Here is a 26940-nt window from a genome sequence, read left to right as displayed (position 1 = left end):
GGATAATAAAATAAATTTAGTCACCTGTGCTCTCATTTCACGTCGTAAACGTGTGGATCTAATTTTAGATTTACTAAGACAGATACGAGATTTAGGTAGAGATGTAACATTAAATATAATAGGTCCTAATGTTGATCCTGTTTACTATTCTGAGCTTGAAAAATTAATTGAAGAATGGGACTTATCCGATAATGTTTATTTTCTTGGAAAGCTGAATCAGAAAGAAATTATTCAGCAATATAAATACGCTGACATCGGTGTGTTTCTATCAGATCAAGAAACATTTGGCTTAGCACCTTTAGAAATGTTGGCAACAGGCTTGCCTCTTATTGCTACACCTGTGGGAATTTTAGGAGAGAGAAAGGATAGGTTTGCTAAATTAGGTGTGACGTTTTTTTCAAATGAACAAGCAAATAATATAGTGAACTCGATAGACTCCATTTATTATCGTGATACTGAAAATGCACAGGATTATATACATAATCATTTTTCATCCCAAGGCATTTTAAAACAATATGAGTCTTTATATGATGAGGTGATGGGGTGATAGCCAGCCTACTCAGATATGCCCCTGTTCAGGTTTTTGCTGCTTTAAGCCTCTTTATGCTAATCGCCGTACAAACTCGTTTCCTTACACCAGAAAATTATGGTGTGTTAGCGGTGGCTATGGTAATTCTCGAACTCGTGCGTGCTTTTAGTACTCAGTGGCTCAACACGTCGATGTTACGTCTCTACCCTGGGTATTCGGATCGGGAGCAAGTCCAACTCGTTCAAACCATTTCACTGCTGGTTATTATCGGATCTTTGCTTGGTTTTATTGTTATCGCCGTAACTTTATTCATTTATCAGCAATTGAATTGGGAACGATTATTGATACTGGGTGCTTTACTGTCGGTTAAATCGATATTTCAATACCAGTTAGAATTGAGTCGCTTAAATGAGCGATTGAGCGCTTATCGTCAAGCGACCGTATTGCAGTCAATTTCTGCGGTAGTGCTCTCCATCCTTTCACTCTCTTGGGCGGCTACTATTGAGTCTGCGTTGTTTGCTTTAACCTTGAGCTTTGGCATTGGATCTTTAGGTCTGGGTTTTCCTAGACTGCCTGAATGGCATATTGCTATGTTAAAGCGTCTGCTTACTTACGGTATTCCGATCATGTTAGCGGGAGGAATTGGCGTATTAGGGGGAAGAGTCGATCGTTTATTTATCGCCCATTTCGTTGGGATGAACGAAACGGGTATCTATGCTGCGCAAGCCAACTTATTGATGGGAGTGCTGGGTTTAGTTTTCATGGTAATTGCTATGCCTCTCTATCCTAATTTGGCCAAACATGCGGAAGATAAAATAGCTCTTGTGAGTCAGCATAAAACCTATCTGCATTTACTGGTTACCCTTACTTTTCCTGCTTTACTTGGACTTGGAATATTGCAAGAGGAGATCATTAGGCTCTTTTTAGGTGAGCGGTATTTAAGTGATTCCACTGGGCTATTTTGGGCATTAGCGATAGCCGTTTATCTGATTAATTTTAAAGGTCATTACCTTGATCATGGTTTGCAGTTTCTATTACAGACTCGCAAGCTCCTATGGGTTTCTCTCTCGGGCTTAGTAGCGAGCATTTTCCTACTACCTTTTATGCTCAATCAATTTGGCATGTTTGGTGCGGCTATCACCTTGCTTATAGTGAGTGGCTTAGTCGCAATACTCTCTTTTATCAGCTCATGGAGATCGGGGTATCGTTACGCTATTGGCATTGATGGCGTCAAAGTGATCATTTCTTCACTTCTGATGGGCGGCTACTTATACGCAGTGAAACAGTGTCCACTGGCGATCCATTCATTATTCGCTCTAACCTTTTATGTCACCTCATCATTGTTGTTTTATGGCATCTGTTTGTGGTGCACGAATGCTTTTAATGCACGTCAACGTTTATTCTCAATCTGGAGGCCCAATTGAGCGAACGTAATCTCATGCGATGGATGATTCTGATTGTCCTCAGTGCGTTTCTGCTGGGGGCTTTTTTACTCGAAAATATGGGCATTCAGTACGTTTCAGAAGGCGGGAGCCCAATACTCAAAATTCATGTCTATTCCTATTTGAGTATGGGAGCTTTTGCTCTGTTGATATTGCGCGTTGGCCTTTTCAACCTAATTAAGCCATTACACGATCTCAAAAAGGCTTGGTGGCTAGCCATAGTATCGATGCTGGCCGTTATTTTATATGGCTTTATGCGATTTGGGACATCGGGACTCGCTTATCTTATTGATACGATTTTTATCCCTTTAGTTCTGGTTCCTGTTGTATACGGGTTATCCGATGCAGCTAAAAATCGATTACTGGCTCTACTCGGTTATCTTTTATTTCTTAATGCTTGTATTGCTATTATTGAGCTTATATTGGCACAGAGTATTGTGGCTGTAGAGATTGGAAGTTTTTCAACTTTCCGTTCGACCGCATTTTTGGCTCATCCACTGAACAATGCTCTCATTACGGCGTCATTAACGCCGATTGTGATGCGTTATACACGAATTCCGGTGGCTTTGTATGTCTCTGTCATCGTGCTAGCCCTGTTTGCTTTTGGTGGGCGAGCTGCGTTGGGGATTTTCCTATTGGGGAATTTTCTGATGTTGTTGCCCAAATTACGTGACTTTTTAGGCCAAGGCATTCGTTATCACAAGTTGAAATTCGCTTATCTGCAGGCCTTGGTCTATTTCTCTGTAATTGCCGTTATTTTGACCCTAGTATTAAGCCCGATTGGTGAACGGATATTGTCTAAGTTGTATATAGATACGAGCGCCGAAGCGCGATTCGATGTTTTTATTTTACTTGAACAGCTTTCTTTTTCAGAGTGGTTATTCGGTGCTTCACATGGTCTATTGAATGATATTGTTTTTTATATTGGTATTAATGTTGTTGAAAACTACGTGATTGGATGGGTTCTGAATTTTGGTTTATTAGGGTGTATAGGCTTATTGCTTTCTACTTATCTTGTTCCTTTTATGTTGGTTTATAAGCAAGAATGGTCCGCGAAAATTGCTCTGCTCAGTTTTATGTTGATATCAGTTACTAATAATGCCTTAACAGTAAAAACGCCTGCGTTGATGTTTTTGGTGGTGGTTTTATCCTGTCACTACCGTTCATCTAATCACCATCTACACAGGAGATAATAAATATGGTTTTATCTATTAATTTTCTCCTTAAGGAAATGTGTGGACTGAATATCACAGCGGATGAGTGATTTTTCAATGAACGGAACTGCACTTTAATATTCATCAAGATAGTTAGCAATAATATCTGACGGGTGATTTTTTAAATGTAACTAATGCAGTTGTCAATACAGCCTAAATTATACAAATATTGTTCTAAAGGACTTTTACTGATGTTTACCAGTTCAATCTATGTCAAGGCACCAATCTGGCTGCAAAATGTCATGCTTTCTGTGCGGGCGCTTTCACGTAAAATGGTTAGAGAAAACAGCGAGATGCGCGCCGTGCTGAAAGAGATCCAAGCTAATGAGTTTTCGCGCACCCATTTAGGCGATTACCAACAAGATAAGCTTCAAAACACCTTAGCTAATGCTCGTAATCATGTGCCGTTTTATCAGAATTTAGACTTACCCAATCTTGAGCTTGAGGATTTTCCATATCTAGATAAAGCGGTATTGCGTCATGACCACGAGCAGTTTATCTCGCAGAACAAGCCGTCAGTGGTAGTAAAAGGAGCGACCAGTGGTACGACTGGTACGCCAATTGTCATCTTACAAGATATGCGCTCGGTGATCCGTGAACAAGCCTTTGTTGAAAGACAGTTGGCTTGGGCTGGCTACAGTAAAGGCGATAAGCGGGCGTGGATCCGTGGTGATATGGTGGTGCCACTGAGTCAAAAGCAGGGGCCGTTTTGGCGCTACTCTTGGTTTGAACAGATGATAGTGCTTTCATCTTTCCATCTTACATCGCAAACGATACCTAGTTATCTGCAAGCCATGGTCGATTTTGGGGTTGAAGTGATTCAGGCATACCCTTCTTCGATTGCTACGTTAGCCCGCTATTTAGAGGCTAACCAAAGTTATTATCCGGCGAAGCTCAAATCCATTATTACTTCATCAGAGTCTTTGTCAGCAGAAGATAGACAGGTGATTGAAACACGCTTTGGCTGCAAAGTCTTTGACTGGTATGGCCTATTTGAGCGAGTGGCTGCGATAGGGCAGTGTGAGCATGGTCGCTACCATTTGCTCTCCGACTATTCGCATGTGGAATTGTTAGCAGCAGGCGACGGGCGTTACGAGTTGGTTGGTACTAACTTTAATAATCAGCATTTCCCTTTGATCCGCTATAAGACCAGTGATCACGTGCATTTATCTGAAAACGAGGCCTGCCCTTGTGGTCGAGTCTTTCCTGTGATTGAGCGTATTGAGGGGCGGGTTGGTGATTATCTCGTCGGCGAAGATGGTCAAAAAGTGCATATCCTGAACCATATACCTAAAGGTGTCGCTGGGATTATAGCATGCCAATTTGTTCAGAGTGAACGTGAGCAGATTGTAGTGAAAGTGATGGCGGATGCTGAGCAATTTAATCAAGAGCAGCAAAAACAGTTAATCAGCAATACTCAAGCGCGCTTAGGAAGCTCATTAATTGTCACTATAGAAATGGTGGCAGCGCTTGAGCGTACTGCGAACGGTAAGACTCGACAAGCTATCTGTACTATCAAGGATGTATTGTGAGAAAAGCGATTAATCTAATGGTTGCCACCGATCGCAAAGGTCAAGGTGGTGTGGCAACAGTGGTTTCAACGTACGCTGATTGCGGTTTTTTAGAGGAAAACCAAATCAAGTTGATTACTTCACACTCAAGTTTAGACCACGGACAGAAATGGCGAATGACATTACGCTTTATGCTGGCTCTCTGCCAATTGTTGTACTGCTTTGTACGTTACCGAGTTGGCCTTGTGCATATTCACATGTCATCACGAGGAAGCTATCGACGTAAGTCTGTGATTGTGCGTCTAGTTAAACTTTTGAAAGGAAAGGTCATTTTGCATTTACATGGTGCCGAGTTTCGTGATTTCTATCGAGATGAGTGCAATATGGATCAGCAAACGCATATTCGACACACTTTTACTCTGGCGGATCATGTACTGGTACTATCCACTCAATGGCTAACATGGCTACAAGAGGTGATAGGACGAACACAAGGCGTTTCTGTTCTGTATAACGCCGTACCCAGTTTGGCTTTAGATCGCCACCTTGCTCAACCTGGTCGTATTGCCTTCCTTGGCCGTTTAGGCACGCGCAAAGGTGTGGGTGACCTAATTCAAGCTTTTGCGTTAGTCAAACAGCGTTGTCCTGAGGCGCAGCTTTATCTCGCTGGCGATGGCGATATTGAAACTTATCAGGCTATGGCTAATAAAATGGGGCTAGCTGATTCGGTAAACTGTCTAGGCTGGATTGCTGGTGAGGCGAAGACCAACTTATTGACTCAAACTGATATTTACTGCTTACCCAGTTATAACGAAGGGTTTCCTATGGGCGTTATAGAAGCTATGTCGGCAGGCATTCCTGTGGTAGCAAGCCGAGCGGGCGGGATTCCTGATGCAATTAGTAATGGTGAAGAAGGGCGTTTAATTGAGGCTGGCGATGTGGTTGCTTTAGCGCAAGCACTTGGCGATTTGATTGATCAACGTGCGGAAAATCAACGTATTGCTACGGCCGCTAAACAAAAGTTTGCTGAAAACTTCTCTTTACAGGCGGTGATCCCGCGTCTACAAACACTTTACGACGAGCTATTAAAATCATGAAATCGACGACTGTAGCTGACATTAGCCAATGTTTATTGAATAAAGCTCGTACAGAACAATTCGCTGGATATGACCCTTTTGATGGACTCAATTCAAGCTGGTTCAAGCGCTTGCCGATAAGCAAAGACTCGACTTTTGGCTTAGCATGGATCCAGTTGTTCAAACGCTCTCCCCTTAATCTTCGGCCATGGCTAGGTGTGCCCAAAGCGCGAAACCCTAAAGGCGTGGCTCTGTTTATTCTCGGATTAATCGAAGAGTATCAAGTGACAAAAGATCCCGCTTTGCTCACAGAAGCGGAGCAACTTGCGCTGTGGCTAGTGGCTCAGCGTTGTGATGAGCAAATCTGGCATGGTGCCTGTTGGGGGTATCATTTTGATTGGAAAGCGCGTGCATTCTTTGTTCCTAAGGGGAAGCCAAATGTGATCACGACAGTCTATGTCAGCCGTGCCTTACACCAATTGGGGCAACTGACGGGGCGAGCTGACTGGGTCGAGTTGGCGTTGCGCAGTGGTGATTTTATTGCTGGCCATTTATTGACTCAAAATGAGAGCGGGGAGTTTTTTGCGTATATCCCCGGGGAAACGGCGTTTGTGCACAACGCCAGTTTGTGGGCGGCAGCTTGGCTGGCCGTGGTCGGTCGAGAAACGTCTCGCCCAGACTACACTGAGTTGGCATTACGCATTGCGCGTAATAGTGCTCAAGCTCAAGCTGCCGATGGCAGCTGGGCCTATGGTACTCGTCATCATCATGTGTTTATTGACGGATTTCATACGGGCTACAACTTAGAAGCGCTACATCTCATACGAACTACTTTAGCGACAAAGGAATTTGATGAGGTGATTGCACGCGGTTTTTATTTTTACAAGCAGCATCTATTTGAAGCCGATGGAACAGCGAAGTATTACCACAACAATCCTTATCCACTGGATCCGCATTCAGTATCACAGGCAATTATTACCTTACTCAGTGTTGGAGGCGAGGAGAGTGATGTTGTTTTGGTTAAACGCGTCATTCAGCGTGCTATTCAAACGCTGTACATGCCCGAGCGGGATCAGTTTATTTATCAAGGTAACAAGCATTGGGTTAACCGAATTCACTACGCGCGCTGGACACAGGCGTGGATGTACTTTTCATTCCGTTTTTATTTAAGAATTACCAATGAGGAATAACAGCTTGAAACGCATTAATTTTCTTGGCAGCCCAATGGATGTGGCTTCGATGAGTGAAACTGTTGCTCTGATCCGCGATCGCATTTTGCGACAAGAGTTTACCCAGCATGTGGTCGTTAATGTTGCTAAGTTAGTCAATATGCGTAAGGATCTGGAATTGGCTCAGTCCGTGACCGAGTGTGACATTATCAATATCGATGGTATGGGTGTGGTTTGGGGCGCGCGCTTTTTAGGTCACCAAGTTCCCGAACGAGTGGCGGGCGTTGACTTGTTTCTAGAGCTCAATGCGATGGCCGCACAAGAACAAATGCCAGTGTTCTACCTCGGTGCAAAGTCGGAGATTGTTGAAAAAACGGCGGCGGTTATGCAGGAAAAGCACCCACAATTAGTGATTGCGGGTTATCACCATGGCTATTTTTGGGATGATGAGCACGCGATAGTTGAAAAGATCCGTCAATCAGGGGCGAAACTACTGTTTGTGGCGATCACATCGCCGAAAAAGGAAAATTTTATCAACCGCTGGCAAGAGCAGTTGGGCGTGTTATTTGTGATGGGGGTAGGGGGAACATTTGATGTTGTCGCAGGTCATGTTTCTCGTGCACCCTTATGGATGCAAAAGTCTGGCTTGGAATGGTTATATCGTGTATTACAAGAACCTGGAAGAATGTGGAAGCGTTATTTAGTGACTAATAGTCGTTATGCTTGGCTACTACTTAATGAAAAAATAAAACGAAAGAATTAAATTGACTGCATTAAAGTAAACCTTAGTTTATTTTTAGGGAGCTTATTAGTTGAATAAATTTTGTTTATTATTATTAATACTTAGTCAATGTAATTGTCTTAGATTTGATAAAATCTGATCCTTTAATAAAAAGCGGATGTATTTTCTATAGTTATCAATTAGCCTTAGCGCCAGTTGTAAAAACAAATGGTTGTCTAACTTTAAAGGATCTATCATGAACAAACGTCATTATTATCTGGCCTCATGCTTGGCATTGTTATTTTCAACTGCTTCTTATGCGGAAGTGGATTGTGAGTTACAGCCAGTGATTGAAGCAAACCTTTCATTAAATCAAAACCAGTTGGCAAGTAGCGGTGGATACATTTCTAGCCAGCTAGGGATTCATAATGAAAGCTGTGAAACAGTGAAGTTCAATTACTGGCTATCTATTAAAGGTCCAGAAGGTATCTACTTCCCAGCCAAAGCGGTAGTTGGAGTTGATACAGCGCAGCAAGAGTCTGATGCTCTTACTGATGGTCGCATGTTGAATGTTACACGTGGTTTCTGGGTTCCAGAGTATATGGCTGATGGTAAATATACTGTTTCTCTTCAAGTCGTTGCAGAAAATGGAGAAGTATTTAAAGCCAACCAAGAATTTGTGAAAGGGGTCGATTTAAATAGCCTACCTGAACTCAATGGTTTGACTATTGATATCAAAAATCAATTTGGTATTAATAGTGTGGAAAGTACCGGCGGTTTTGTTCCATTCACCATTGATTTAAATAATGGCCGTGAGGGAGAAGCTAACGTCGAGTTCTGGATGACAGCGGTAGGTCCTGATGGTTTGATTATTCCTGTCAACGCGAGAGAGAAATGGTTTATTGCTTCAGGTGATACTTATTCAAAAGTGCGTGGAATTAATTTCGATAAAAGCTATCCCGAAGGTGAATATACCATTAATGCTCAGGTTGTAGATACTGTCTCTGGTGAGCGAGTTGAGCAGTCAATGGTAGTGGTAAAAAAATAGTTTTATCTAGTGACCTAACCTTATGTGTATAAAAACCGCCTTTGGCGGTTTTTATTGTATTATTTGAATGGTATAAGCAATATATTCTTAACGTTGAATTGCATAGTGGTCGCTTACTCTTGAACTCGATTAAATAGTTGCATCTTGCTGGTGGTGCCACTTATCAATCTTTAATAACATCCTGTATATGACAATTTTCATTATAAAGTTGTTCATTGTTTTTAATGTTAATAAGCTTGCTTTTATCGTCAATTGAGATGAATTTACTATATGGTGTTAATTGATACTGATTTCCAGTAATGTTGACATTTTCAAATGAAACCAAATCATCTTGGCTGTTAGTTCGGATAATTGATTTATATTTTTTTTCTATTTCAGAACCAAAGTAAATCCTTTCAAATGTATTATTGCTAATTTGAATGTTTTTAATGGATTGATTGGTCGGGTTATTTTTACTAAAGCTTTGTAAGCGTATTCCTTGTTGAGCAGTATCAAAAAAATTGCCAATAATTGAAATATTACCCCATTGAATGTTTTGCTCTGTTCTAGAGTTAGGGTAAATATTTATGGCAAATCCATTTATGTTATGAAAAGTGTTTCCTGAATAATAAACATCAGAATAATAACTGACTTCATTTGAAGTACCATTAATATTTTCAAATTGGTTATTAATGACTTTGGCGCTTTTGGTATCGGCCCGTGCTGATAATTTTAATTTACACGCATTAAATTGATTATTGTCAATAATAATATCTTGCGTGCCTGGCCTTTCTGTTCCCACAGCCGCTTGCGTTGTGGTTACTTGAGCACAATGTTCAAAGCGATTGTGGCTAACTCTTATTGACATCGACCCGGGTGGTATAGAGTAGTCCTGGCTTGCTGTGGTCATACGCAATGCTGCGTCACCAAAGTTGATAAACTGATTTTGAACCACTAAAGATCCTTTGGTGCTACCAAGGTAAACCCCCTGTTCTCCCCACATAGGTTTTAGATCGCCATTATAAAGTCCCTCAAAACTAAGACCTTGTAGCTTGAAGTTTTGTGTATATGTTATATGGAGTAAATATTCACCATTAAATGGACTACATTTCTTTAATTTACTGTGTATGGAGCCAATAATTTCAATGTTATTCTTTTCCTTTAAATAAAGGGTTTTACAAATCTGATATTCGCCAGAGGGAATAATCAGTACATTATTATCATTTAATTGATTCAGTGCATTTTGAAATGCGGATGAATCATCCTCTCCATCATTTGCGATGGCACCATATTCTATTACATTATGAGAAACGACTTCAGCGATAATAGCTGGGCTTAGGCTGAGTAAGATAAGTGAAATAAATATGTAACGCAAGATGCCACCCTCTTTATCTAATTGCTTTAAGTATAACAGCACCTATAAAACGCTTCTTGAAAAAACAGAGAGATATTCACTGTAGTCGGTTCGTTTCTCAATTTTGAGATGTCTCATTAGTGAGGCGTAAAAATAGGCGTGTTGTGTTGAAATATCCCTTCCATTTACTGATAATTCCGTCGGATTTTTATTGGCAATTCACGATACCAGTTCACCAGTTCCTAGGTTTGAAAAATAATAATTACAAAAAATCAACCAGATGCATATCGTTTCTGGCTTTGAAAAATCAACCCCAAGTAAAGGGAGTCTTACAGATGACGTCTCAATATATTGCACTTGCTGTCAGTCTTTTGTCGCTAAGTAGCACCGTGGCTCAAGCCACAACGAATGAAGCCGAAGGGTGTATTATCAGCCGCCTGAATGGCGAAAAATATTGTTTGAATGTAGGAGAGCGCTCGGGATACTCCCTACCTAGCTGGATTTATGCTCATCCAGTTGATGTACAGGCTCCGAGTGGTGTCTCTGTCATGCTGAGTGATTGGGACAACTTGTCTTATAACCGTTTGGCTGTGTTCAATCGTTATACTGGCAACGAAGATCTTAAGAATGTTAAGGCCTACAACGGCGCTTATTTAGATTTTTCTAAACCACGCTCAATGCGAGTGCTGGCTTCTGAAACTTATCCTGAGGCTTGTATCGTTAGCCGCCAAACGGGTGAGCGTTTCTGTTTGAAAGAGGGTGAGCGCTCAGGCTACTCATTGCCTGCTTATATCTATGCTCATGAAGTGGATGTGGAAGCGCCACAAGGTTTAGGTGTCATGCTGAGTGATTGGGATAACCTCTCTTATAACCGTTTAGCGGTATTTGGTGGTCATACTCAAAATGAGCAGATGCGAGCAGTCACAGCCTACAATGGCGAAACTCTTGATTTCTCAAAGCCTCGTTCAATGCGTGTTGTTCCTTATGAAGGTGACAGCTCTGCACTCAATATGAAGCTTAAGTGGTCTTGGCAAAGCAGTGCTTTCCAACCTAATTCTAACCAAGTGATGGTTACGCCGGTTGCCGCGCAACTGAATGATGACAATGGCGATGGCAAGATTGATGAAAAAGATGTCGCAGATTTGATCGTAGTGACATTTGAAGGAAACAAATATGCCAATGGCGGTTTAGTGCGTGCTTTAAGTGGTGTGGATGGTTCTGAGTTGTGGAGTTATGCGAATGGTGGTGTGATCGCGGATGCGCGTTATTCTCCTGCCGTAGGCGATCTGGATGGTGACGGAATCGTTGAAATTGTTACAACCAACAATCGCGATCAATTCATCACGATTTTGGATAACCAAGGCAACATCAAAAAACAGATCCCAACCACAGAAAGTGGCTGGCGTATTGTTGGTGATATCACGTTGGCTGATTTAGACCATGATGGCAGCGTCGAAATTCTGGCTGCAGATGGTGTGTATAACTACCACACAGGGCTGATTTTTAACCACCCTTGGGCACCGTCATCGATCAACGTTGATGTCGATGGCGATCAGCAACAAGAAGTCTTTTCAGGTGGTACTCTATTTCAAAATAACGGCGCGATCAATTGGCAATATCATGCCAATGATGCAGTTTGGTTCTCTTCGCTGGTTAACCTAGATAATGATGCTGAGCCAGAGATTATCGCTTCAGTTCCTGCTTCTGCATCAACTGGGCATAACGCACGTTTTGCTGTGCTAGAACACGATGGCACCATTAAGTGGGAAATCAACAATACTGCCAATCCAGGCGGTGGCGTGCAGGCGGTATCTAACTTTTTAGGCAAAGCTCAAGCAGTTGAAACGACTGAGTTCTCAAAAATCTACGGTTATCAACCTAATAGCAATCCTGCTTCTATTGTTTTGGCGGTCGATGGTAAAATCTCTGTTCGTTCAGGATTCGCGATTGATGCGATTGGTGCTTCTGCTTCGACTTTAGTCGGTGGTACGGGAGGCAATCTTAATGCCGCAGTTAACGTCAAAGATATTAAAGCGATTGATCTGACTTGGGGTAAATACTATTGGGGTGGTTATCATTTATTGGCGCTCGATTTTAGAATGAGCAACGGTAGCGTGATTTCTATGGGCTCTAAAAACTATGCTTATTCCAAGCAGACCGAGCGCTTTACTGTACCAGCAGGTAGTCGAATTAAAGGCATCAAAGCTTGGAGTGCTGGTTGGCTGTTGGACGGTGTTCAGTTTGAGTTAGCTACGCTAAATGGTACCAATGATCTGGATGTAAAAGGGATTGTTTACGCGGGTTATGCCGCTGTCGATATGTATAACAGCAAAGGTGAGCGCGTTTGGTCTGTTGCGAACGATGATACTGGCAGCGGTAAAATTGGTGTATCTGCCTATGACTTTGATAATGATGGTATCGATGAAGTACTCGTGCAAGACCATGCTCGTGTACGTGTGTTAGATGGCAAAACGGGTAAAGAACGAGCTTCGTTAGCGCACTCAACGGCGACACTTTGGGAATATCCTATCGTGGTCGATCTGGAAGGTGACAATAATGCAGAGCTGATTGTTGTTGCTAATGATTTTGATAAAAACTATGTCGTTAACCATGGTGTGTTTGTTTATGAATCGGCGGACAGTGCAAAACCTTGGAAGAATGCGACTCGTATTTGGAACCAGCACGCTTTCCACCTGACCAACATCAATCAAGATGGCACTTTACCTACTTTTGTTGAGCCAAGTTGGTTGAGCCATAATACATACCGTTCGAGTACATTACGTGCAATGGTGGGTGGTGAGTCTCCAATTTTTGGTTACTCAAATACTCAGCAATCGCAACGTGTCGTGACGGCGGATAACCAGATGTATCTGCGTTCTGGTTTTGCGATCGATGCGATCGGCACGACGGCCAATAACTTGGTGGGCGGCCCGGTACAAGGTACTAACGGTGGTGTGCTAAGAGCACCGATTGCTCTTGATCAATTGCAATCCGTGGAAGTTACCTCTGGTCTTTATAACTGGGGTGGTTACCACATAGTGGCGATTAAGTTCACGATGAAGGATGGCTCTAGCGTGTTATTGGGCTCAACCAACTATGCGAGCAACAAAAAAGTTGAAACGTACACTGTGCCGCAAGGTAAACGCATCAAGCAGATCAATGTTTGGACTGGTGGCTGGTTAGTTGAAGGCTTGCAGTTTGTATTCGATTAACTGATATCGTTTTAATTCAATAATTGAAAATCCCTCGAGATAATCGAGGGATTTTTTATTAACCAGATATGGAGTAGGGATTGCTCTGGACGTATACCATTCCTACTTGAAGCTGCGCGGTGTTGGAAACATTCGTTTACCTGCAACTTCAAGTCGTTTTTATATATCAGGAGTATTTTGAACGAGTGACTAGACTCGGCATTGAATTTGCCCAGTGTCCCATTAATAAACACAGCAAGAAATAAAGTGTTGTTGCGGGAGCTTGAAGTGGGAAATCAACACTCATGTGTATCAACATACCAATAATAGCCATCATGGATGATAATCCGATCCCTTTCATCAATCTATTTCTGCGGTTTTTAAACGCACAAAATGCGCGTTGGGCGGCGACTAAGATCATTACACCTAATATCGAAACCATGACAAGGCCTGATTCTAATGTGAATTGGATGTAGTCATTATGAGCATGATCGTAAAACAGTTTTACTTTTCCTTGATTGTAGGAAGGAAAAGTGGAGTAGAAAGTACCAGCCCCAAAGCCAGTCAGAGGCCTTTCTTGTATTGCAACTAGGGAATATCTGACAACATCATCTCTTGATTCACTTTCCAAGCTAGTTTCAATAAGACGTTGTTTGACTTTCTCCAATCCAAACCATTGGCTCACGATGAACGTATCAATGATGAATAAACTGATTATGAGCACATAAACACTTTTGGGTTTCGGTTTGTAAAATAATAGCAACAGCACACAACCTACGGTTAGGGCGATAAAGAAAGCCATATTTCCCATTCTTGAGCGTGTTAAGACTAATGCAATCACCATGATCACGAGCCCTAAACGTACAAAGGCTTTATCAGACAGCAACACGGCTAAAAACTGTTTAGTGATATTTCTAAATCCGGTTTTGTGTGAGCTATCGAGTTTTGCAATTAATAAGCCAAATCCAATGCAGAGATTCAGCATCAAGAAGTTTGCCAGATGATTATGATAGACAAAGCTTCCGGAGGCTCTATTTCCTAGTGGCAGCTTGAAAATTATCGAATGATCTAGGTTGAGTAGCAAAATCACGCCAGCGTAAAAGCCTTGGCAAATTCCACTGCTAACCATGACTACTGCGAGAAGTTTTAATTTTTTAGGTGTATCGATGAGGACAAGAGCAATAAGACAAAATTGGAAATAGTGGAGCGATTTGATTGCAGAGACAAAGACTAAACTAGGATCCTGAGTTATACCAAGTTGTGGAATACTTTGGATGAATGACCAGCAAGTGATAAGTGCGATGGGAATGATGACTAATTTTCCCTTTATCAGACAGTTTTTCCAGTGCTCAAAAGAGTAGTTGAATAAACAGGCAATAAGCAGCAATGCAATCCAGATTTCATTGAATGACCATGCTAATGGGCGATTACTACCTAAAGGTATGGGCAGCCAAAATATAAAAATGAGAAATATTGGGAAAATGGATTTTTCTATTAGACGCATACTATTAATATCAATTAAGAAGGGCAGGAATATACCTGCCCTAAACTGGATGAAAGCATCGAATTAAACGATCAGTTTGGTGAAGCGGTACCACCACCACTGCCATTGCCGGTTCCAAGTGTTGTGGTGTTACCTGGCACCGTTGCGACTGGAGGTAAGCCACCAGGTAAAGCCGATGGAGTACCTGCCGCTGTCGGTTCAGTAATGGTCGCTGGGTCAGCGCCACCGGAGATTGCAGCAACAATCACATCGGTTGAGTCCATTAAATCCATTGCAACAACAGCATCAACGATAGCTTGAGCTGACTCTGGTGATTTAGTGACAGCAAGCTGAATGACTTCAGAACGCATCTCTTGAGGTGCATTTTTAACGAGTATCGCAGTCAAAGCTGCGACTTGGTCACTCGATATATGGTCAAATACCGTATTGAAGATATCGAGTGCTAGTTGTGGGTGTAGAGTAGACGCTAGGTCCGCCATTTCTAGTGCCATGCTTGGGCATAGTTTCATTAAAGCTTGCAGAGAAATAATGGCGTCGTCTGCTTGTTCTAGGCTGGCTCTTATTGTGTCTGTGGCCACTTTATGGTTTTTATAAAGTGAACAAGTAATTTCTGTTTCGGCATATAACCTTGAACTAGCCAGCAAAGCTGAAATAGCAATCCAAAATATCCATAGTGATTTTTTCATTGGTAAGTCCTAAAAGCCTACGATTTACTGTTGCGATGATTATAAGTGAAGTAGTACATCCAGTGATATCGTACTTCTGTTAATAAGGGTTCGATTCTCATTCTTAAGGCGTTTTTATGCGCGAGGTTGTCTTAGTTTGGGGCATAAGTTTGAAGATTGAAGTCTGCTAGTAACGTAATAGATTATTGAGGCCATTGTTATACCAAGTAAGCTTGCCCCTAAATCGAGCAAAGAGAATGATCGTGAACTCGATAACATTTGTAAACTTTCATCAATTACGCAACAGGTCGAGACGATAACTATGGCGAGAAAGATGCTCTGTATAGGGGAAAGAGTGGCGGAAATTACTCGGATAAAAACCAAGGTAATGAATAGCGCAAGTGTAAAGTGGAGATAAATATCACCGCCGAGTGACTTTTCCAAAAATATCGGTATCTCAGCATGAATATTCAGTGTTTTTGCCAGTGATAGCGAAGCCGTACCAAGAGAAAGCAAGGCTAACATGAACAAGGCGATAGGCCGGTTTATTGAATAATGTTTTATCATCGAGATCACTCTAGCGCTCTCTTGCAGAGACTATTTTTCTCAGTATAACGTTGAGGGTTATAAATAATAGCTGCACAGGTAAATTTTAAGAGACCGTTTGATTTTAGATATTGGTAGGCTTCTCCTCGGCTTTGAGGATGAGCTAATGCTCTTGCGGCGTGATCAATAATGATAGTTCGCTGCGGCGCTGAAAAAATAGACCAATGGTTAAGGCCAATCTGGAAAAGTGTGTTGTTCACTTTGGGTGTAAAAGGCCCATATCTGTCGGCTTGTGCAAAATAGAGATCAATATTTTCCCCTTTCAACTGAGTTTCAATCACCAATAAATCAGCCCATGTGTCTGACCAAGTGGGTCTCAATAATGCACTTTCCAAGTAGGCCTTTTTTGCATTGAGCAAGCGGCTCTCTTTATCTACATCATCGCCCAAATAGGCTTCCCACTCATAGACCTTACCCAGTAAATTGTGGTAATGAGGATGGTCGCTGTGGTGTTGTAGGGCCTTTAGTATCATGAGTTTTGTCTCATTCACTTGCTCTAAAGTTACACCATCACTGTGCTTTGTCCAGTAGTCGATATTTCTTTCTGTTGCTAGAGCGTAAATGGACGCCGTCAAAAAATGAAATGCAAAATAGAGAGTCACGAGTGCAGTTAGCCCAATGCTCAAACGCAAAGCATGGGCTAAAAAAGGGTGATTCGCGACCTTCATGGTTATTTTTCTGGGCCGTAATAGGATTGATATTGATGATAACCGCTATAATTAGAGGCTTTTTTGGTGTTCAGTTTGTTCAATATGACGCCATCAATTCTCGCTCCTTGCTGCGTTAAGCGTCCAACCACATCTCTAGCTACTTTAGTGCGTGTGTGTGGAGCATTGATCACGAGTATGGTCGAGTCCACGTACTGCGACAGCATAAATGCATCACTAACGGCTAAACACGGAGGTGTATCAATCACAATTCTGCTATAGCGTATCTTTAGCTCTTCGAGTAGTGAGGCAAACTTAGGCGAGGAGATAAGTTCAAGAGGATTGTCTGTCACGACTCCTGCAGCCAAAACATCAAGCCCTGATTCTTCATCGGTATAGAGACACTCTTCTATGGTATGCGTACCTATGAGCAAGTTGCTCATTCCTGGCTGTGAACCAGAGATGCCAAAACGGTGTGCAACCGACGGTTTTCTCAAATCGCAGTCAATCAGCAGTGTTTTTTCCATTTGTGCAAGTGAAAAAGCCAAATTGATACTCGAGGTTGTTTTTCCTTCCTCAGGTAGTGAAGAAGTAACCATTACCACATGATGATTTTTGTTGGTGTTGGCAAGTAAATAACCAGTCCGAACGGTTCTAATCGCTTCTGTTAGCTCTCGGTGTTTCGAATCAAAATAGGTTTTTAGCGTTAGGGGGCCTCGAGTTTTAATTGCCGGTATAATACCGAGCAAGCTTAGTGATAACTGTTTTTCGACCTGTTTTACATCAAGGAATGTATCGTTTACCGCATCAGCAATGAAAGCAACAACACATGCCAAACCAAACGAAGCGACGAACGCTAATAATACAATCAGTTTACGGTTCGGTTTACTTGGGGCGAGGGGCGGATTGGCAAAATCGGTAAAACGAGCAATCGTAGCATTAAAGTCGCTCGATGCACTGGTCTCTTTTTGACGACTTAAAAAGAGATCAAACAGCTCTCGGTTTGTTTGGACTTCGCGCTTTAGCTCTGAATATCGTGCATTTTTTACGGAGAGGCTTTGAAACTCTGATTTGCGTTTCTCAAGTTCCCTGTGTAAAGAACTCTCTGCTTGCTTAGCAGCCTGTAACTCATTGTTGATCCCGTTTAGTAGCTGTTTTAGTTCAGAATTTAAATTGCGTTTAACAGAGGCTAGTTCGGCTTGAGCTGATTTTAGCTTTGGGTGTTTGTCACCATAACGTTTTGATAGTTCCGAGACTTTCTTTTCAGCTTGCACTTCAGCCAATTTGACATCTCGTATCGTCGGGTGGTTAGATATCTCTGGGATAGATGCAAGGGCAGAGAGGTCACCATCTTGACGGCTGTACGTTTGAGCGACCAAATAAAGAGTCTCAGCTGCAACGCGTCTGTCTCTCGTTTTATTCAATTGAGAGGTCAGTTCTTCAAGTTCTTGAGATGCTAGGCTTTCAACGCCTTGGATATCAACTAGTCCTTCAGATTTTAAAAATGTTTGTAGTTGAGCTTCTGACTTTTTTAGTTGTTCGCGCAAATCACCCATGCGGTTGTTGAGCCAGCTATTCGCCTTCAGTTCAACTTGAAGTTTGTCTTCGATATGACTATCCATAAAGACGTTACCAATCTCATTGGCAATTTGAGCCGATAATTTAGGGTCTTTACTGGTGTAGAAAATATTCACTAGTTGAGTTTTTCTTATTGGGCTAACTTCTAGCCCACGCTTAAACTTAGCCAGAACCAATCGGCTAGTCCGATAGTTTTGGTCTTCCTGTGATATTTCCGCTGGCTCTTTCTTGAACGATTTTAGAACAGGAAACCATTCCAATACATCGAATTTAAACCCAGTTTTTTGATTATTTTCTACAGTAGGGTCAAATTCTGGGTGGCTGGCAAGGTTAAGGCGTTTAATGACTTCCTCTGCGACTCGGTCTGATTTCAAGATCTCTATTTGAGTCAAATAGTATTCTTGGCTTTTGGTATCTAAACCATAGATGTCTTCAATCGAAACAGCTTTTGCTTGCTTTGATTCGATGATCAATGAGGCGCGAGCGGTATATTGCGAAGGAATTGATAATGCAATCAATACGGCGATGGCGGTAACCATTGTAGAAAAAAGTAGAATACGCCATTTATAGTTGAGAAGAACATGAAAATACTGACGAATATCAATAACTTCATCTGAGTTCAAGTGATTTTTAATTAAAGAGTTTTCCATACAACTAAGTTACCTAAAAAAAGCTTTCTTCTACGGTGAGAATGTCACCAGGCTGAATTTTATGAAGCAATGTTACTTTTACTGGCTTGGCCTCAGGAGCATCACTTGATGATATATAGATCTTAGTTTTAGACGCTCGCTCAGTGAATCCACCCGCAATCGTAATGGCTTTGTTTACGGTTAACCCCGGATGATACGGGTAACTCCCGGATATTTTCACTTGTCCGTTGATAAAATAGGGACGATATTCGACTATGCTGACAAAAACATTGGGATTAACCAGATACCCATCGATTAAACCATTGTGGATAACAGTTTTTACTTCCTCAATCGTTTTTCCTTTCAGTTTAATTCGTCCCAAAAAAGGGTAATCAATGTTACCACTGTCACCCACACGCGTTTCAATAGATAACTCTGGTTCATCATAAACTTGAATCCGAATTTGATCCCCAACGCCTAACTTATAAAAACTCTCATTGGCCAATGTTGACCAGGAAAGACAACTCAATAGAATGACTAAGAAGTACTTCATCGTAAGTTACATCACACCTTCAATAGCAAAGTAATAAACATTTTGATCGTAGCTTAACGAACTGATGCTGGAATCTCTCGATTCAAGTTGGTAGCCGACTTTGAATGTTAGCCAACGACGAAAATCGTAGCTTAATGAAAGTGTTACCTTACTGGTGTCATCGTCGCGAGCAGTGCTGGTGTAATTCTCGCTTAATAGAGAATAATCGACGTTAGAAGAGATGATGTCACTCCAATTGTGTGTCCAATTTGCGTTATACACTTTGGTATCGATTGAATCACCTATACCGTCAGTATCGGTTGATTTACGATTTGTTTTCAACTGCACTGCAGAGTATGTGCGGATGAGATAAGTGACATCAATATCCCATGAAAAAGAGTCGAAATCTTCCCTAGAAGAGGATTCAAAATCTTTATGTTGCATACCGACCTTGGCATTTCCCTGCAGTTTCCCTGTTGCGTCCCACGAGGTACCAACATATCCCATATAATGGGTGCTGTCTTTGAGAGTTGAGCCTGGGGCTATATCACTATAATGCCTATCATTAACGATAATTTGGAAAACCAACGATGTTTTTGGCAGCGCTTTATAGTATAGAGAGCTGTTGAATCGTAATTCATCCCAATTTTGGTATTGAGTAATATTTTGGTTGTTTTTATAGTCCAAATTGCCCCAACCAAGGTTGGTTTCTATTCGACCTTTGGCGTCTTCACCACCAAAACCGTAACCGAGGTTGAAGTTATTGGTGTTGTATTCGTTGTACGACAAATTGAGTGTCGTATCGTTATCACCACGCTGTTCATGAGTTAATGCAAGAGCATAGCTGAAGTCAACTCGATGCTTGGAATTGAGCTCCCAGTCACTGGCTAAATCAAAGAAATGGTCAGTGTAGTTATCTTTGCTAGAGCTGAAAAAATCGCCTCTTTGTAGTCGATAACCTACGCGATGTTTCTGGCCACTTGTCGGCTCTATTGCTAAACCGATACCTGGTTCGAACACTGAATATTGGGAATGTTCGAGATCTTGTGACGCTTTTGCTAAGTTGTCGTTATAACCCGTTGATAAGTTTAAAAACGGTACAATAGCAATCCCTGACTCAGTCATAATTGGGTTAGGTTGCGGTTTTGCTTGTACGGCTGATAACGCAAAAAAAGCCAAACCAAAGGACGCGATTCTATTTAAATTAGTTGTTTTCATATGAGTATGCTTTATCCATTCTAGTAAGCATTCTTGCCTACAAATCCTTTAAATACGGTGAGAAATACGATTTTGATGTCGAACCACAACGACCATCTGTGTATATAGTCCAAATCAAATTGGACACGTTTTTCCATTTTATCTAGCGTATCGGTTTCACCACGCCAGCCATTAATTTGTGCCCAGCCAGTAATTCCTGGTTTTACTTTATGTCTCAGCATGTAGCGGTTAACGATCGTTCGATACTCTTCGTTGTGCGCTACGGCATGAGGGCGAGGGCCGACAATAGACATTCGACCTTGTAGCACATTAATAAACTGTGGTAGCTCATCTAATGATGTCTTCCGAATAAACGCACCAAAAGGAGTCACTCGGGGATCATTTTTTGTTGCTTGTGTCACTTTGTTCCCATTGTCCATGGCACGCATGCTTCTGAATTTCCATACTTTGATAGACTTTCCATCCAGCCCATAACGCATCTGTTTGAAAATAATGGGACCTGGTGAGCTGAGTTTCACGCCTACTGCAACTGCAATAAGGACAGGACTGATTAAAATCAAGATAAGACTACTTAAGACTAAATCTTCAAAACGTTTTAGCCACGTACCTAACCCATTGAACGGTGTGTCAAAAATACTAAAAGCATTAACATCGCCGATGGTATACCAACGCGAATGCAGTAAATTGAAGGTGAAAAAGTCTGGCACAATATAGGTATTCACTGTGCTATCCGAAAAGGCCTCTAGAATCTTGCTGATTCGATGCTGGGCTTGCATTGGTAGTGCTATGTACACACTTTTTACTTCACCGTTTTTGGCAAGTGTTAATGCATCATTAACTTTACCGAGCACTGGAATATCGCTTGCGATACGTTCATCACCCCTATCATCGTAAAAACCCGTCAGTTTAATACCTAACTCAGGGTTATTGATGAGATTTTTCGATAGTTCTAGGCCCTGCGGTGTCATGCCGATAATGACAGCTTTAGTGGTGTGATAACCTTTTTTATGTAGATAGTAAATGACTGTAAATGCGACGAAGCGCCAAAGCAGTAATAAAATAAATGATCCGACAAACCAAAAACCTAAAATTAAACGTGAGAAATCGCTTCCAGTTTTTGTGAAATAACCAACTAAAGTTAAGCAGCCAACAGTTGAAGCCCAACAAAAAGCAGTATGTAGAGTTAAAACTCTAAGTTTTGTGGTTCGCCAACCGCTGTATATATCAAGGCTTTCAGCAATAAATGAATAAAAAATAACCCCTAAAAGTCCCACAGATATATAAGACATCGTAACGATATGTGAGTGAAACTTTAGTGTAATATACATTGTGATCAGTATTACTAAGCAATCTATCAGGCGGTAGAAAAATTTACCTTGATAGTTAGAAATACGGATCCTTCCTCTTTCACCCATTATAGAAGCTCCTAACCGCTCAATTATTAAGGTAACGAATAATAATTATTTTTTAGCAGTGCATTCTCATATTAAGCTCCGACGACTTCAACTGATCAGGTGCATCAAAAATAAGACGCGATGTGTGATATATGGAATGGGTGACTGTATTTTGGGTTTTTCAATTTGAGATAGAGTACGGAGAGTCGGATAAGGTGATGTAATCACTTGCTATTACTGCATTAACTTAATGTGGTCACCTTGTTAGACGACCGTTATATAAGAGCTAGCTAATGTTTAAATAAAAATAATGGGGGGCATTTACGGTGTAAGAATTAAGGCTAAATTTGGTTGTATTTTTATCTCTTCTTAATCTTATGGGTATTGCGACAGCTTAAGGGTAAGTCACGCTATATCGTGTGGGTTTATGATTCATTGCTAACACAAGGTTAAGTGAGACAGCCCCGAGCACAGACAGTGTGGCAATGGAAAACGAAACAAAAAAGGCAGAAGCAGCTAAAATTGAGCAATCTATAACCAACTGACTTTTGCCAACAGGGATCCCAAATTTATCTTGAATAAACAAACACAAGACATTAAAGCCACCCAAGCTGGAACGGTGACGAAAGAGAATTAACATGCCAAGACCCATTAATAATCCCCCGGCAATGGCGCAGTAAATTTCATTGACCATTTCCAAAGAAATTACCAAATAAAGATGGTCCGCAAAAATAGAGACTAGTGCGCCGGATAGCGCGCTGTTGATGGCAAAGCGATGACCAAATCGTTTCCAAGCCAAAATGTAAAAAGGGGTGTTAGCCAAAAAATAAATGCTACCAAATGAGGCTGGGACTAACTGGCTGATCAGCAGTGCTAAACCAGCGGTTCCACCTGTCAGTAAATGAGCGGACTGGAGAAAGAAGACGCCTTGTGCGACCAAAAAGGTTCCCGTTAAAATGGCAACCCAATCTTCTTTACGTGTGTGTGTTCGCATCGATAAATAATTTTAATAGCTAAGAATGGCGAGCATAGTAAAGAAAAAGTAATATTTTCGGTAGATAGAGAGTGAAAATTGAGGTAAACCTATGTAATTGCAGCTTTACAAGGTGTAAAGCAGAATGGTTGACATACTAACTCATCATTATCCAACTTACTGTTTAGCATGAGTTACCTCACTATCCATTATGAAAAAACTGCATGATAATTTCTGTAATTTGTTCTTTATGACCCAGATCAAATTATGTAGAATGTGCGCCATATTACGGTGACGAAAACGTTTGCTTTTGGTCGTTGTGTGGTTTTTTTGAAACTTTCAGTAAAATCTGAGTCAGGAGATACAGATGCTTAAGCGTGATATGAACATCGCAGATTACGATGCGGACCTGTTCGCAGCTATTCAAGAAGAGACTCTTCGTCAGGAAGAACACATTGAACTTATCGCTTCGGAAAACTACACAAGTCCACGTGTAATGGAAGCGCAAGGTTCACAGCTCACCAATAAATACGCTGAAGGTTACCCAGGTAAACGCTATTACGGTGGTTGTGAGTTTGTCGATAAAGTAGAAACACTGGCGATTGAACGTGCGTGTGAACTGTTTGGCGCAGACTATGCGAACGTGCAGCCGCATTCTGGCTCACAAGCAAACAACGCGGTTTATATGGCGTTGCTTAACGCAGGTGATACCGTATTAGGAATGAGCTTGGCACACGGTGGTCATTTGACTCACGGTTCTCCTGTCAACTTTTCCGGTAAGCTGTACAACATCATTCCTTATGGCATTGATGCAAAAGGTCAAATTAACTACGAAGAGATGGAAGCATTAGCGGTTGAGCATCAGCCAAAAATGATCATCGGTGGCTTCTCTGCTTATTCACAAGTTTGCGACTGGAAAAGAATGCGTGAAATTGCTGATAAAGTGGGCGCTTACTTGTTCGTTGATATGGCGCATGTAGCTGGTTTGATTGCGGCGGGTGTTTACCCTAACCCAGTTCCTCATGCCCACGTAGTGACGACCACTACCCACAAAACACTGGCAGGTCCTCGTGGTGGCCTTATTCTTTCGAATGCAGGTGAAGACTTATATAAGAAGCTTAACTCAGCCGTATTCCCTGGTGGTCAAGGTGGTCCTTTAATGCACGTTATCGCAGGTAAAGCGGTCGCGTTCAAAGAAGCTCTAGAACCAGAGTTCAAAGAGTATCAAAAACGCGTTGTCGCCAATGCGAAAGCGATGGTGGCCGAGTTTTTGGCTCGTGGTTACAACATTGTTTCAGGTTCCACAGAAAATCACCTGTTCCTTGTCGATTTGATCGATAAAAATATTACAGGTAAAGATGCTGATGCGGCATTGGGTGCGGCTAACATTACAGTGAACAAAAACTCTGTACCGAATGATCCGCGTAGCCCATTTGTGACTTCTGGCATCCGAGTGGGTTCTCCATCAATTACTCGCCGTGGTTTTACTGAAGCTGATGCGAAAGCACTAGCTGGATGGATGTGTGATATTTTGGACAACATGGGTGATGAATCTGTTATTCAAGCAACGAAGGCAAAAGTGTTAGAAATTTGTAAGCGTTTGCCTGTATACGCGTAGTTTTACGCACAATAAAATAAAAGCTCCTAATATTCAGGAGCTTTTTTATTTGGTCATTATTTATTTTATTGAGCGCCAATAAGAAGAAGTGGCCTCTCGCTGTTGAATGTGCTCTGCAGAACTATTTTGCAATGCTGAGCAATGTGCCTGACTTACATTGAAAAGAGTAATATTTAGTGCTCTCGTTAAATTTGCCTAAACCTTCACCATCACAATACTCAATATTAATATTGCGCATAGTATCAAGTGTCTTTTCGCTATTTAAGGCAAACTTAGAGCCGTCAGCGCAGACAATACGAACGCGGCCATCATCACTCACAGAGTAAATGTTGACTTCAGTATTACAAAGCTCAAAGGAGGCTTCACGATAGTTATCTTGCTGAGTATTAGACGCACAACCGGCCATTAAAGTGGCTGTAACAAGTGCTAATGTACTGATCGTTTTCATATTAATAAATCCCTAGCTTTGTTATCTATTTTCTATGTCGTTAGCCTATAGAACATAGAATCAATATTCAAGCTTCAATCATTAACCGAGCAGAGTCTCAAAAACCGATGAGTGAACATCGGCTTGATTGAACTTATGCTGTGTGGTTATTTCACTTCTAGCCCTTTGGCTTGCATATCCGCATGATAGGAGGAACGTACGAACGGGCCACAGGCGGCGTGAGTAAATCCAAGCTCTAGTGCGATCTCTTTAAGTTCGTCAAATTCAGACGGTGGAACGTAGCGTTCAACTGGCAGGTGATGGCGACTCGGTGCTAAATATTGACCAAGAGTAAGCATTGTGACGTCGTGAGCTCGAAGATCTTTCAATACTTCCACGATCTCTTCTTTTGTTTCACCAAGCCCCATCATGATGCCTGATTTGGTAGGGATACTTGGATGTTGTTGCTTGAATTTCTTCAACAGTTCCAGTGACCATTTATAGTTTGCCCCAGGACGCGCCTTACGATATAGGCGTGGTGCAGTTTCTAAGTTGTGGTTAAACACATCCGGTGGGTTATCTTTGAGTAGTTCAAGGGCGATATCCATTCGGCCACGAAAATCCGGTACTAACGTTTCGATACGGATCTCTGGGTTTAATGCTCGAATTTCACGGTTACAGTCGGCAAAATGTTGGGCACCACCATCACGTAGGTCATCACGGTCAACTGAGGTGATAACCACGTATTTCAACTTCATATCCTTAATGGTTTGCGCGAGTTTTTGTGGTTCGTTTGTCTCTGGGGCATTTGGCCGTCCATGAGCAACGTCACAAAATGGGCACCGTCTTGTACAGATGGCGCCTAAAATCATAAAGGTGGCGGTTCCGTGGTTAAAGCATTCTGCTAGGTTAGGGCAAGACGCTTCTTCACACACCGAATGGAGATTATTTTTACGCATTGCCGATTTGATCTCTTGGATGCGTTGGCTATCACTCGGCAGCTTAATTTTCATCCACTCGGGCTTACGCAAAACTTCTTTTTGTTCGGCGGCTGGCATATTTTTTACAGGAATTAATGCCATTTTATCAGCGTCGCGGTATTTAACGCCTTTTTCCATTTGGATCGGTTTGCTCATGCTTTTTACCTTTGAAGAGGTGCTTCTGTGCTGAATTCTACTTGCTCGTAAGCCAATATGTTAACGAGTTCTATTATAAGTTGTTTTTCTACGGTTTGTAGTTCTGTCGGGCCGCCCAGTTCACTGACTTGGGCCATTTCTAAACCCTGATAGCCACAAGGGTTAATGCGTAGGAAAGGGGAGAGATCCATGTTGACGTTTAGCGCTAAACCATGAAACGAACAACCTTTACGGATCCGTAACCCAAGAGAGCAGATTTTTTTCCCTTTGACATAGACACCAGGGGCATCCGGTCTTGCGGCTGAGTCAATACGGTATGCTTGCAAGGTATTGATCACGATCTGTTCAATTTTGGTCACTAATTCTCTTACACCTAATTTTTTGCGGCGCAAATCGATCAAGAAATAAGCCACCAGTTGGCCTGGACCATGGTAGGTAACTTGGCCGCCTCGGTCACTTTGTACCACTGGAATATCGCCAGTATTGAGAAGATGCTCAGCTTTACCTGCTTGGCCTTGGGTAAAAACTGGTTGATGCTCGACAAGCCAAACCTGATCCGGTGTGCTTTCGATTCTTGTATCGGTAAATTCATGCATAGCTTCCCATACAGGAAGGTATTCTTGGCGACCCAGACGTTTTACAACAAGCGAATTTAACATCAGCGTGACTCATCTACCGTATAAATAAAGTTTTTGGATTATAAACTTCTTCCAGCGAATGGACTACTAATGAGGACGATAAATTTGTCCTTAGTGTGATGGGGTATATGCTATCTATATGAT

Annotated in this window: 22 protein-coding genes; 10 read left to right on the top strand and 12 right to left on the bottom strand. The window is 41.8% G+C overall.

Annotation, left to right across the window (positions count from 1 at the left end; all coding sequences use genetic code 11):
• From AACT18_RS13100 to AACT18_RS13065, 8 genes are all read left to right on the top strand, one after another.
• Window positions 1-547, top strand: a 547-nt coding sequence (locus AACT18_RS13100; RefSeq protein ID WP_141138121.1) for a glycosyltransferase, incomplete at its 5' end; no start/stop codon positions are given.
• Window positions 544-1953: an exopolysaccharide biosynthesis flippase VpsE gene (gene vpsE / locus AACT18_RS13095; RefSeq protein WP_094125807.1), complete on the top strand. Its 1410-nt coding sequence runs from the start codon at window positions 544-546 to the stop codon at window positions 1951-1953. The genes AACT18_RS13100 and vpsE, both read left to right, overlap by 4 nt.
• A complete protein-coding gene (gene vpsF / locus AACT18_RS13090; protein ID WP_094143505.1) occupies window positions 1950-3164 on the top strand; it encodes an exopolysaccharide biosynthesis protein VpsF in 1215 nt (404 codons plus the stop codon). Before vpsE ends, vpsF begins: the two co-directional genes overlap by 4 nt.
• A 212-nt stretch (window positions 3165-3376) precedes the next feature.
• Window positions 3377-4717 carry an exopolysaccharide biosynthesis protein VpsH gene (vpsH, locus tag AACT18_RS13085; RefSeq protein ID WP_094125024.1) on the top strand — a complete coding sequence of 447 codons (1341 nt, stop codon included), beginning with the start codon at window positions 3377-3379 and terminating at the stop codon, window positions 4715-4717.
• Window positions 4714-5790 carry a glycosyltransferase family 4 protein gene (gene vpsI / locus AACT18_RS13080; RefSeq protein WP_217898000.1) on the top strand — a complete coding sequence of 359 codons (1077 nt, stop codon included), beginning with the start codon at window positions 4714-4716 and terminating at the stop codon, window positions 5788-5790. Before vpsH ends, vpsI begins: the two co-directional genes overlap by 4 nt.
• Window positions 5787-6959, top strand: a complete 1173-nt coding sequence (gene vpsj / locus AACT18_RS13075) for an exopolysaccharide biosynthesis protein VpsJ (protein WP_094125022.1) — start codon at window positions 5787-5789, stop codon at window positions 6957-6959. Before vpsI ends, vpsj begins: the two co-directional genes overlap by 4 nt.
• Window positions 6949-7701, top strand: a complete 753-nt coding sequence (gene vpsK / locus AACT18_RS13070; RefSeq protein ID WP_094125021.1) for an exopolysaccharide biosynthesis glycosyltransferase VpsK — start codon at window positions 6949-6951, stop codon at window positions 7699-7701. Before vpsj ends, vpsK begins: the two co-directional genes overlap by 11 nt.
• A 214-nt stretch (window positions 7702-7915) precedes the next feature.
• Window positions 7916-8707, top strand: a complete 792-nt coding sequence (locus AACT18_RS13065) for an RbmA family biofilm matrix protein (RefSeq protein ID WP_161439574.1) — start codon at window positions 7916-7918, stop codon at window positions 8705-8707.
• Window positions 8708-8870: 163 nt separating this feature from the next.
• Here the strand turns inward: AACT18_RS13065 and AACT18_RS13060 are convergent, their stop codons facing one another.
• Window positions 8871-10103, bottom strand: a complete 1233-nt coding sequence (locus tag AACT18_RS13060) for a glycosyl hydrolase family 28-related protein (RefSeq protein ID WP_094144326.1) — start codon at window positions 10101-10103, stop codon at window positions 8871-8873.
• 272 nt (window positions 10104-10375) lie between these two features.
• On the opposite strand from AACT18_RS13060, the gene AACT18_RS13055 reads away from it, so the two are divergent.
• Window positions 10376-13252, top strand: a complete 2877-nt coding sequence (locus AACT18_RS13055) for a beta-prism lectin domain-containing protein (RefSeq protein ID WP_094125679.1) — start codon at window positions 10376-10378, stop codon at window positions 13250-13252.
• Between the two features lie 166 nt (window positions 13253-13418).
• Here AACT18_RS13055 and AACT18_RS13050 read toward each other — a convergent pair whose 3' ends face one another.
• The 8 genes from AACT18_RS13050 to AACT18_RS13015 all read right to left on the bottom strand — a co-directional run bounded on the left by AACT18_RS13050 (window position 13419) and on the right by AACT18_RS13015 (window position 22998).
• The gene (locus tag AACT18_RS13050; RefSeq protein ID WP_094125678.1) at window positions 13419-14735 is read right to left on the bottom strand and encodes an O-antigen ligase family protein; all 1317 of its coding nucleotides are present in this window, start codon (window positions 14733-14735) and stop codon (window positions 13419-13421) included.
• Between the two features lie 71 nt (window positions 14736-14806).
• On the bottom strand, window positions 14807-15421 hold the full coding sequence (locus AACT18_RS13045; protein WP_017048003.1) for a hypothetical protein: 615 nt from the start codon (window positions 15419-15421) through the stop codon (window positions 14807-14809).
• Window positions 15422-15972: 551 nt separating this feature from the next.
• Entirely contained in the window at window positions 15973-16674 is a 702-nt protein-coding gene (locus tag AACT18_RS13040) for a VpsP family polysaccharide biosynthesis protein (RefSeq protein WP_094125676.1), read from the bottom strand.
• A gap of 2 nt (window positions 16675-16676) precedes the next feature.
• Entirely contained in the window at window positions 16677-18881 is a 2205-nt protein-coding gene (gene vpsO / locus AACT18_RS13035; protein ID WP_094143636.1) for an exopolysaccharide regulatory tyrosine autokinase VpsO, read from the bottom strand.
• A gap of 13 nt (window positions 18882-18894) precedes the next feature.
• Entirely contained in the window at window positions 18895-19413 is a 519-nt protein-coding gene (gene vpsN / locus AACT18_RS13030; RefSeq protein WP_088732057.1) for an exopolysaccharide export protein VpsN, read from the bottom strand.
• Between the two features lie 6 nt (window positions 19414-19419).
• Window positions 19420-20610, bottom strand: a complete 1191-nt coding sequence (locus AACT18_RS13025) for an outer membrane beta-barrel protein (protein ID WP_094125728.1) — start codon at window positions 20608-20610, stop codon at window positions 19420-19422.
• 20 nt (window positions 20611-20630) lie between these two features.
• On the bottom strand, window positions 20631-22025 hold the full coding sequence (gene vpsL, locus AACT18_RS13020) for an exopolysaccharide biosynthesis glycosyltransferase VpsL (protein WP_069211921.1): 1395 nt from the start codon (window positions 22023-22025) through the stop codon (window positions 20631-20633).
• Window positions 22026-22398: 373 nt separating this feature from the next.
• Window positions 22399-22998, bottom strand: a complete 600-nt coding sequence (locus AACT18_RS13015) for a YitT family protein (RefSeq protein WP_013857347.1) — start codon at window positions 22996-22998, stop codon at window positions 22399-22401.
• A gap of 346 nt (window positions 22999-23344) precedes the next feature.
• Here AACT18_RS13015 and glyA point away from each other — a divergent pair, with 346 nt between their 5' ends.
• Entirely contained in the window at window positions 23345-24595 is a 1251-nt protein-coding gene (gene glyA / locus AACT18_RS13010; protein WP_013857345.1) for a serine hydroxymethyltransferase, read from the top strand.
• Between the two features lie 121 nt (window positions 24596-24716).
• Here the strand turns inward: glyA and AACT18_RS13005 are convergent, their stop codons facing one another.
• The 3 genes from AACT18_RS13005 to lipB all read right to left on the bottom strand — a co-directional run bounded on the left by AACT18_RS13005 (window position 24717) and on the right by lipB (window position 26817).
• Window positions 24717-25043, bottom strand: a complete 327-nt coding sequence (locus tag AACT18_RS13005; RefSeq protein WP_013857344.1) for a hypothetical protein — start codon at window positions 25041-25043, stop codon at window positions 24717-24719.
• Between the two features lie 146 nt (window positions 25044-25189).
• Entirely contained in the window at window positions 25190-26158 is a 969-nt protein-coding gene (gene lipA, locus AACT18_RS13000; protein ID WP_013857343.1) for a lipoyl synthase, read from the bottom strand.
• A gap of 5 nt (window positions 26159-26163) precedes the next feature.
• Window positions 26164-26817 (bottom strand): lipoyl(octanoyl) transferase LipB, encoded by a 654-nt coding sequence (gene lipB / locus AACT18_RS12995; protein ID WP_094124943.1) that lies wholly within the window; start codon window positions 26815-26817, stop codon window positions 26164-26166.
• Window positions 26818-26940: the final 123 nt, after the last annotated feature.

The organism is Vibrio sp. V04_P4A5T148, assembly GCF_963875605.1.
Taxonomy (GTDB): Bacteria; Pseudomonadota; Gammaproteobacteria; order Enterobacterales; family Vibrionaceae; genus Vibrio; species Vibrio anguillarum.
Note: the sequence above shows the minus strand (reverse complement) of the source record. Positions and strands in the feature narration are given on the sequence as shown.

What these genes read in the sequence shown, in the direction of transcription:
- AACT18_RS13055 (WP_094125679.1), top strand. Translation starts at nt 10,376, where the DNA reads ATGACGTCTCAATATATTGCACTTGCTGTCAGTCTTTTGTCGCTAAGT.
- lipA (WP_013857343.1), bottom strand. Translation starts at nt 26,158, where the DNA reads ATGAGCAAACCGATCCAAATGGAAAAAGGCGTTAAATACCGCGACGCT.
- lipB (WP_094124943.1), bottom strand. Translation starts at nt 26,817, where the DNA reads ATGTTAAATTCGCTTGTTGTAAAACGTCTGGGTCGCCAAGAATACCTT.
- glyA (WP_013857345.1), top strand. Translation starts at nt 23,345, where the DNA reads ATGCTTAAGCGTGATATGAACATCGCAGATTACGATGCGGACCTGTTC.
- vpsO (WP_094143636.1), bottom strand. Translation starts at nt 18,881, where the DNA reads ATGGAAAACTCTTTAATTAAAAATCACTTGAACTCAGATGAAGTTATT.
- AACT18_RS13015 (WP_013857347.1), bottom strand. Translation starts at nt 22,998, where the DNA reads ATGCGAACACACACACGTAAAGAAGATTGGGTTGCCATTTTAACGGGA.
- vpsL (WP_069211921.1), bottom strand. Translation starts at nt 22,025, where the DNA reads ATGGGTGAAAGAGGAAGGATCCGTATTTCTAACTATCAAGGTAAATTT.
- AACT18_RS13040 (WP_094125676.1), bottom strand. Translation starts at nt 16,674, where the DNA reads ATGAAGGTCGCGAATCACCCTTTTTTAGCCCATGCTTTGCGTTTGAGC.
- AACT18_RS13065 (WP_161439574.1), top strand. Translation starts at nt 7,916, where the DNA reads ATGAACAAACGTCATTATTATCTGGCCTCATGCTTGGCATTGTTATTT.
- vpsK (WP_094125021.1), top strand. Translation starts at nt 6,949, where the DNA reads ATGAGGAATAACAGCTTGAAACGCATTAATTTTCTTGGCAGCCCAATG.
- vpsj (WP_094125022.1), top strand. Translation starts at nt 5,787, where the DNA reads ATGAAATCGACGACTGTAGCTGACATTAGCCAATGTTTATTGAATAAA.
- AACT18_RS13025 (WP_094125728.1), bottom strand. Translation starts at nt 20,610, where the DNA reads ATGAAAACAACTAATTTAAATAGAATCGCGTCCTTTGGTTTGGCTTTT.
- vpsN (WP_088732057.1), bottom strand. Translation starts at nt 19,413, where the DNA reads ATGAAGTACTTCTTAGTCATTCTATTGAGTTGTCTTTCCTGGTCAACA.
- vpsH (WP_094125024.1), top strand. Translation starts at nt 3,377, where the DNA reads ATGTTTACCAGTTCAATCTATGTCAAGGCACCAATCTGGCTGCAAAAT.
- AACT18_RS13050 (WP_094125678.1), bottom strand. Translation starts at nt 14,735, where the DNA reads ATGCGTCTAATAGAAAAATCCATTTTCCCAATATTTCTCATTTTTATA.
- AACT18_RS13045 (WP_017048003.1), bottom strand. Translation starts at nt 15,421, where the DNA reads ATGAAAAAATCACTATGGATATTTTGGATTGCTATTTCAGCTTTGCTG.
- AACT18_RS13005 (WP_013857344.1), bottom strand. Translation starts at nt 25,043, where the DNA reads ATGAAAACGATCAGTACATTAGCACTTGTTACAGCCACTTTAATGGCC.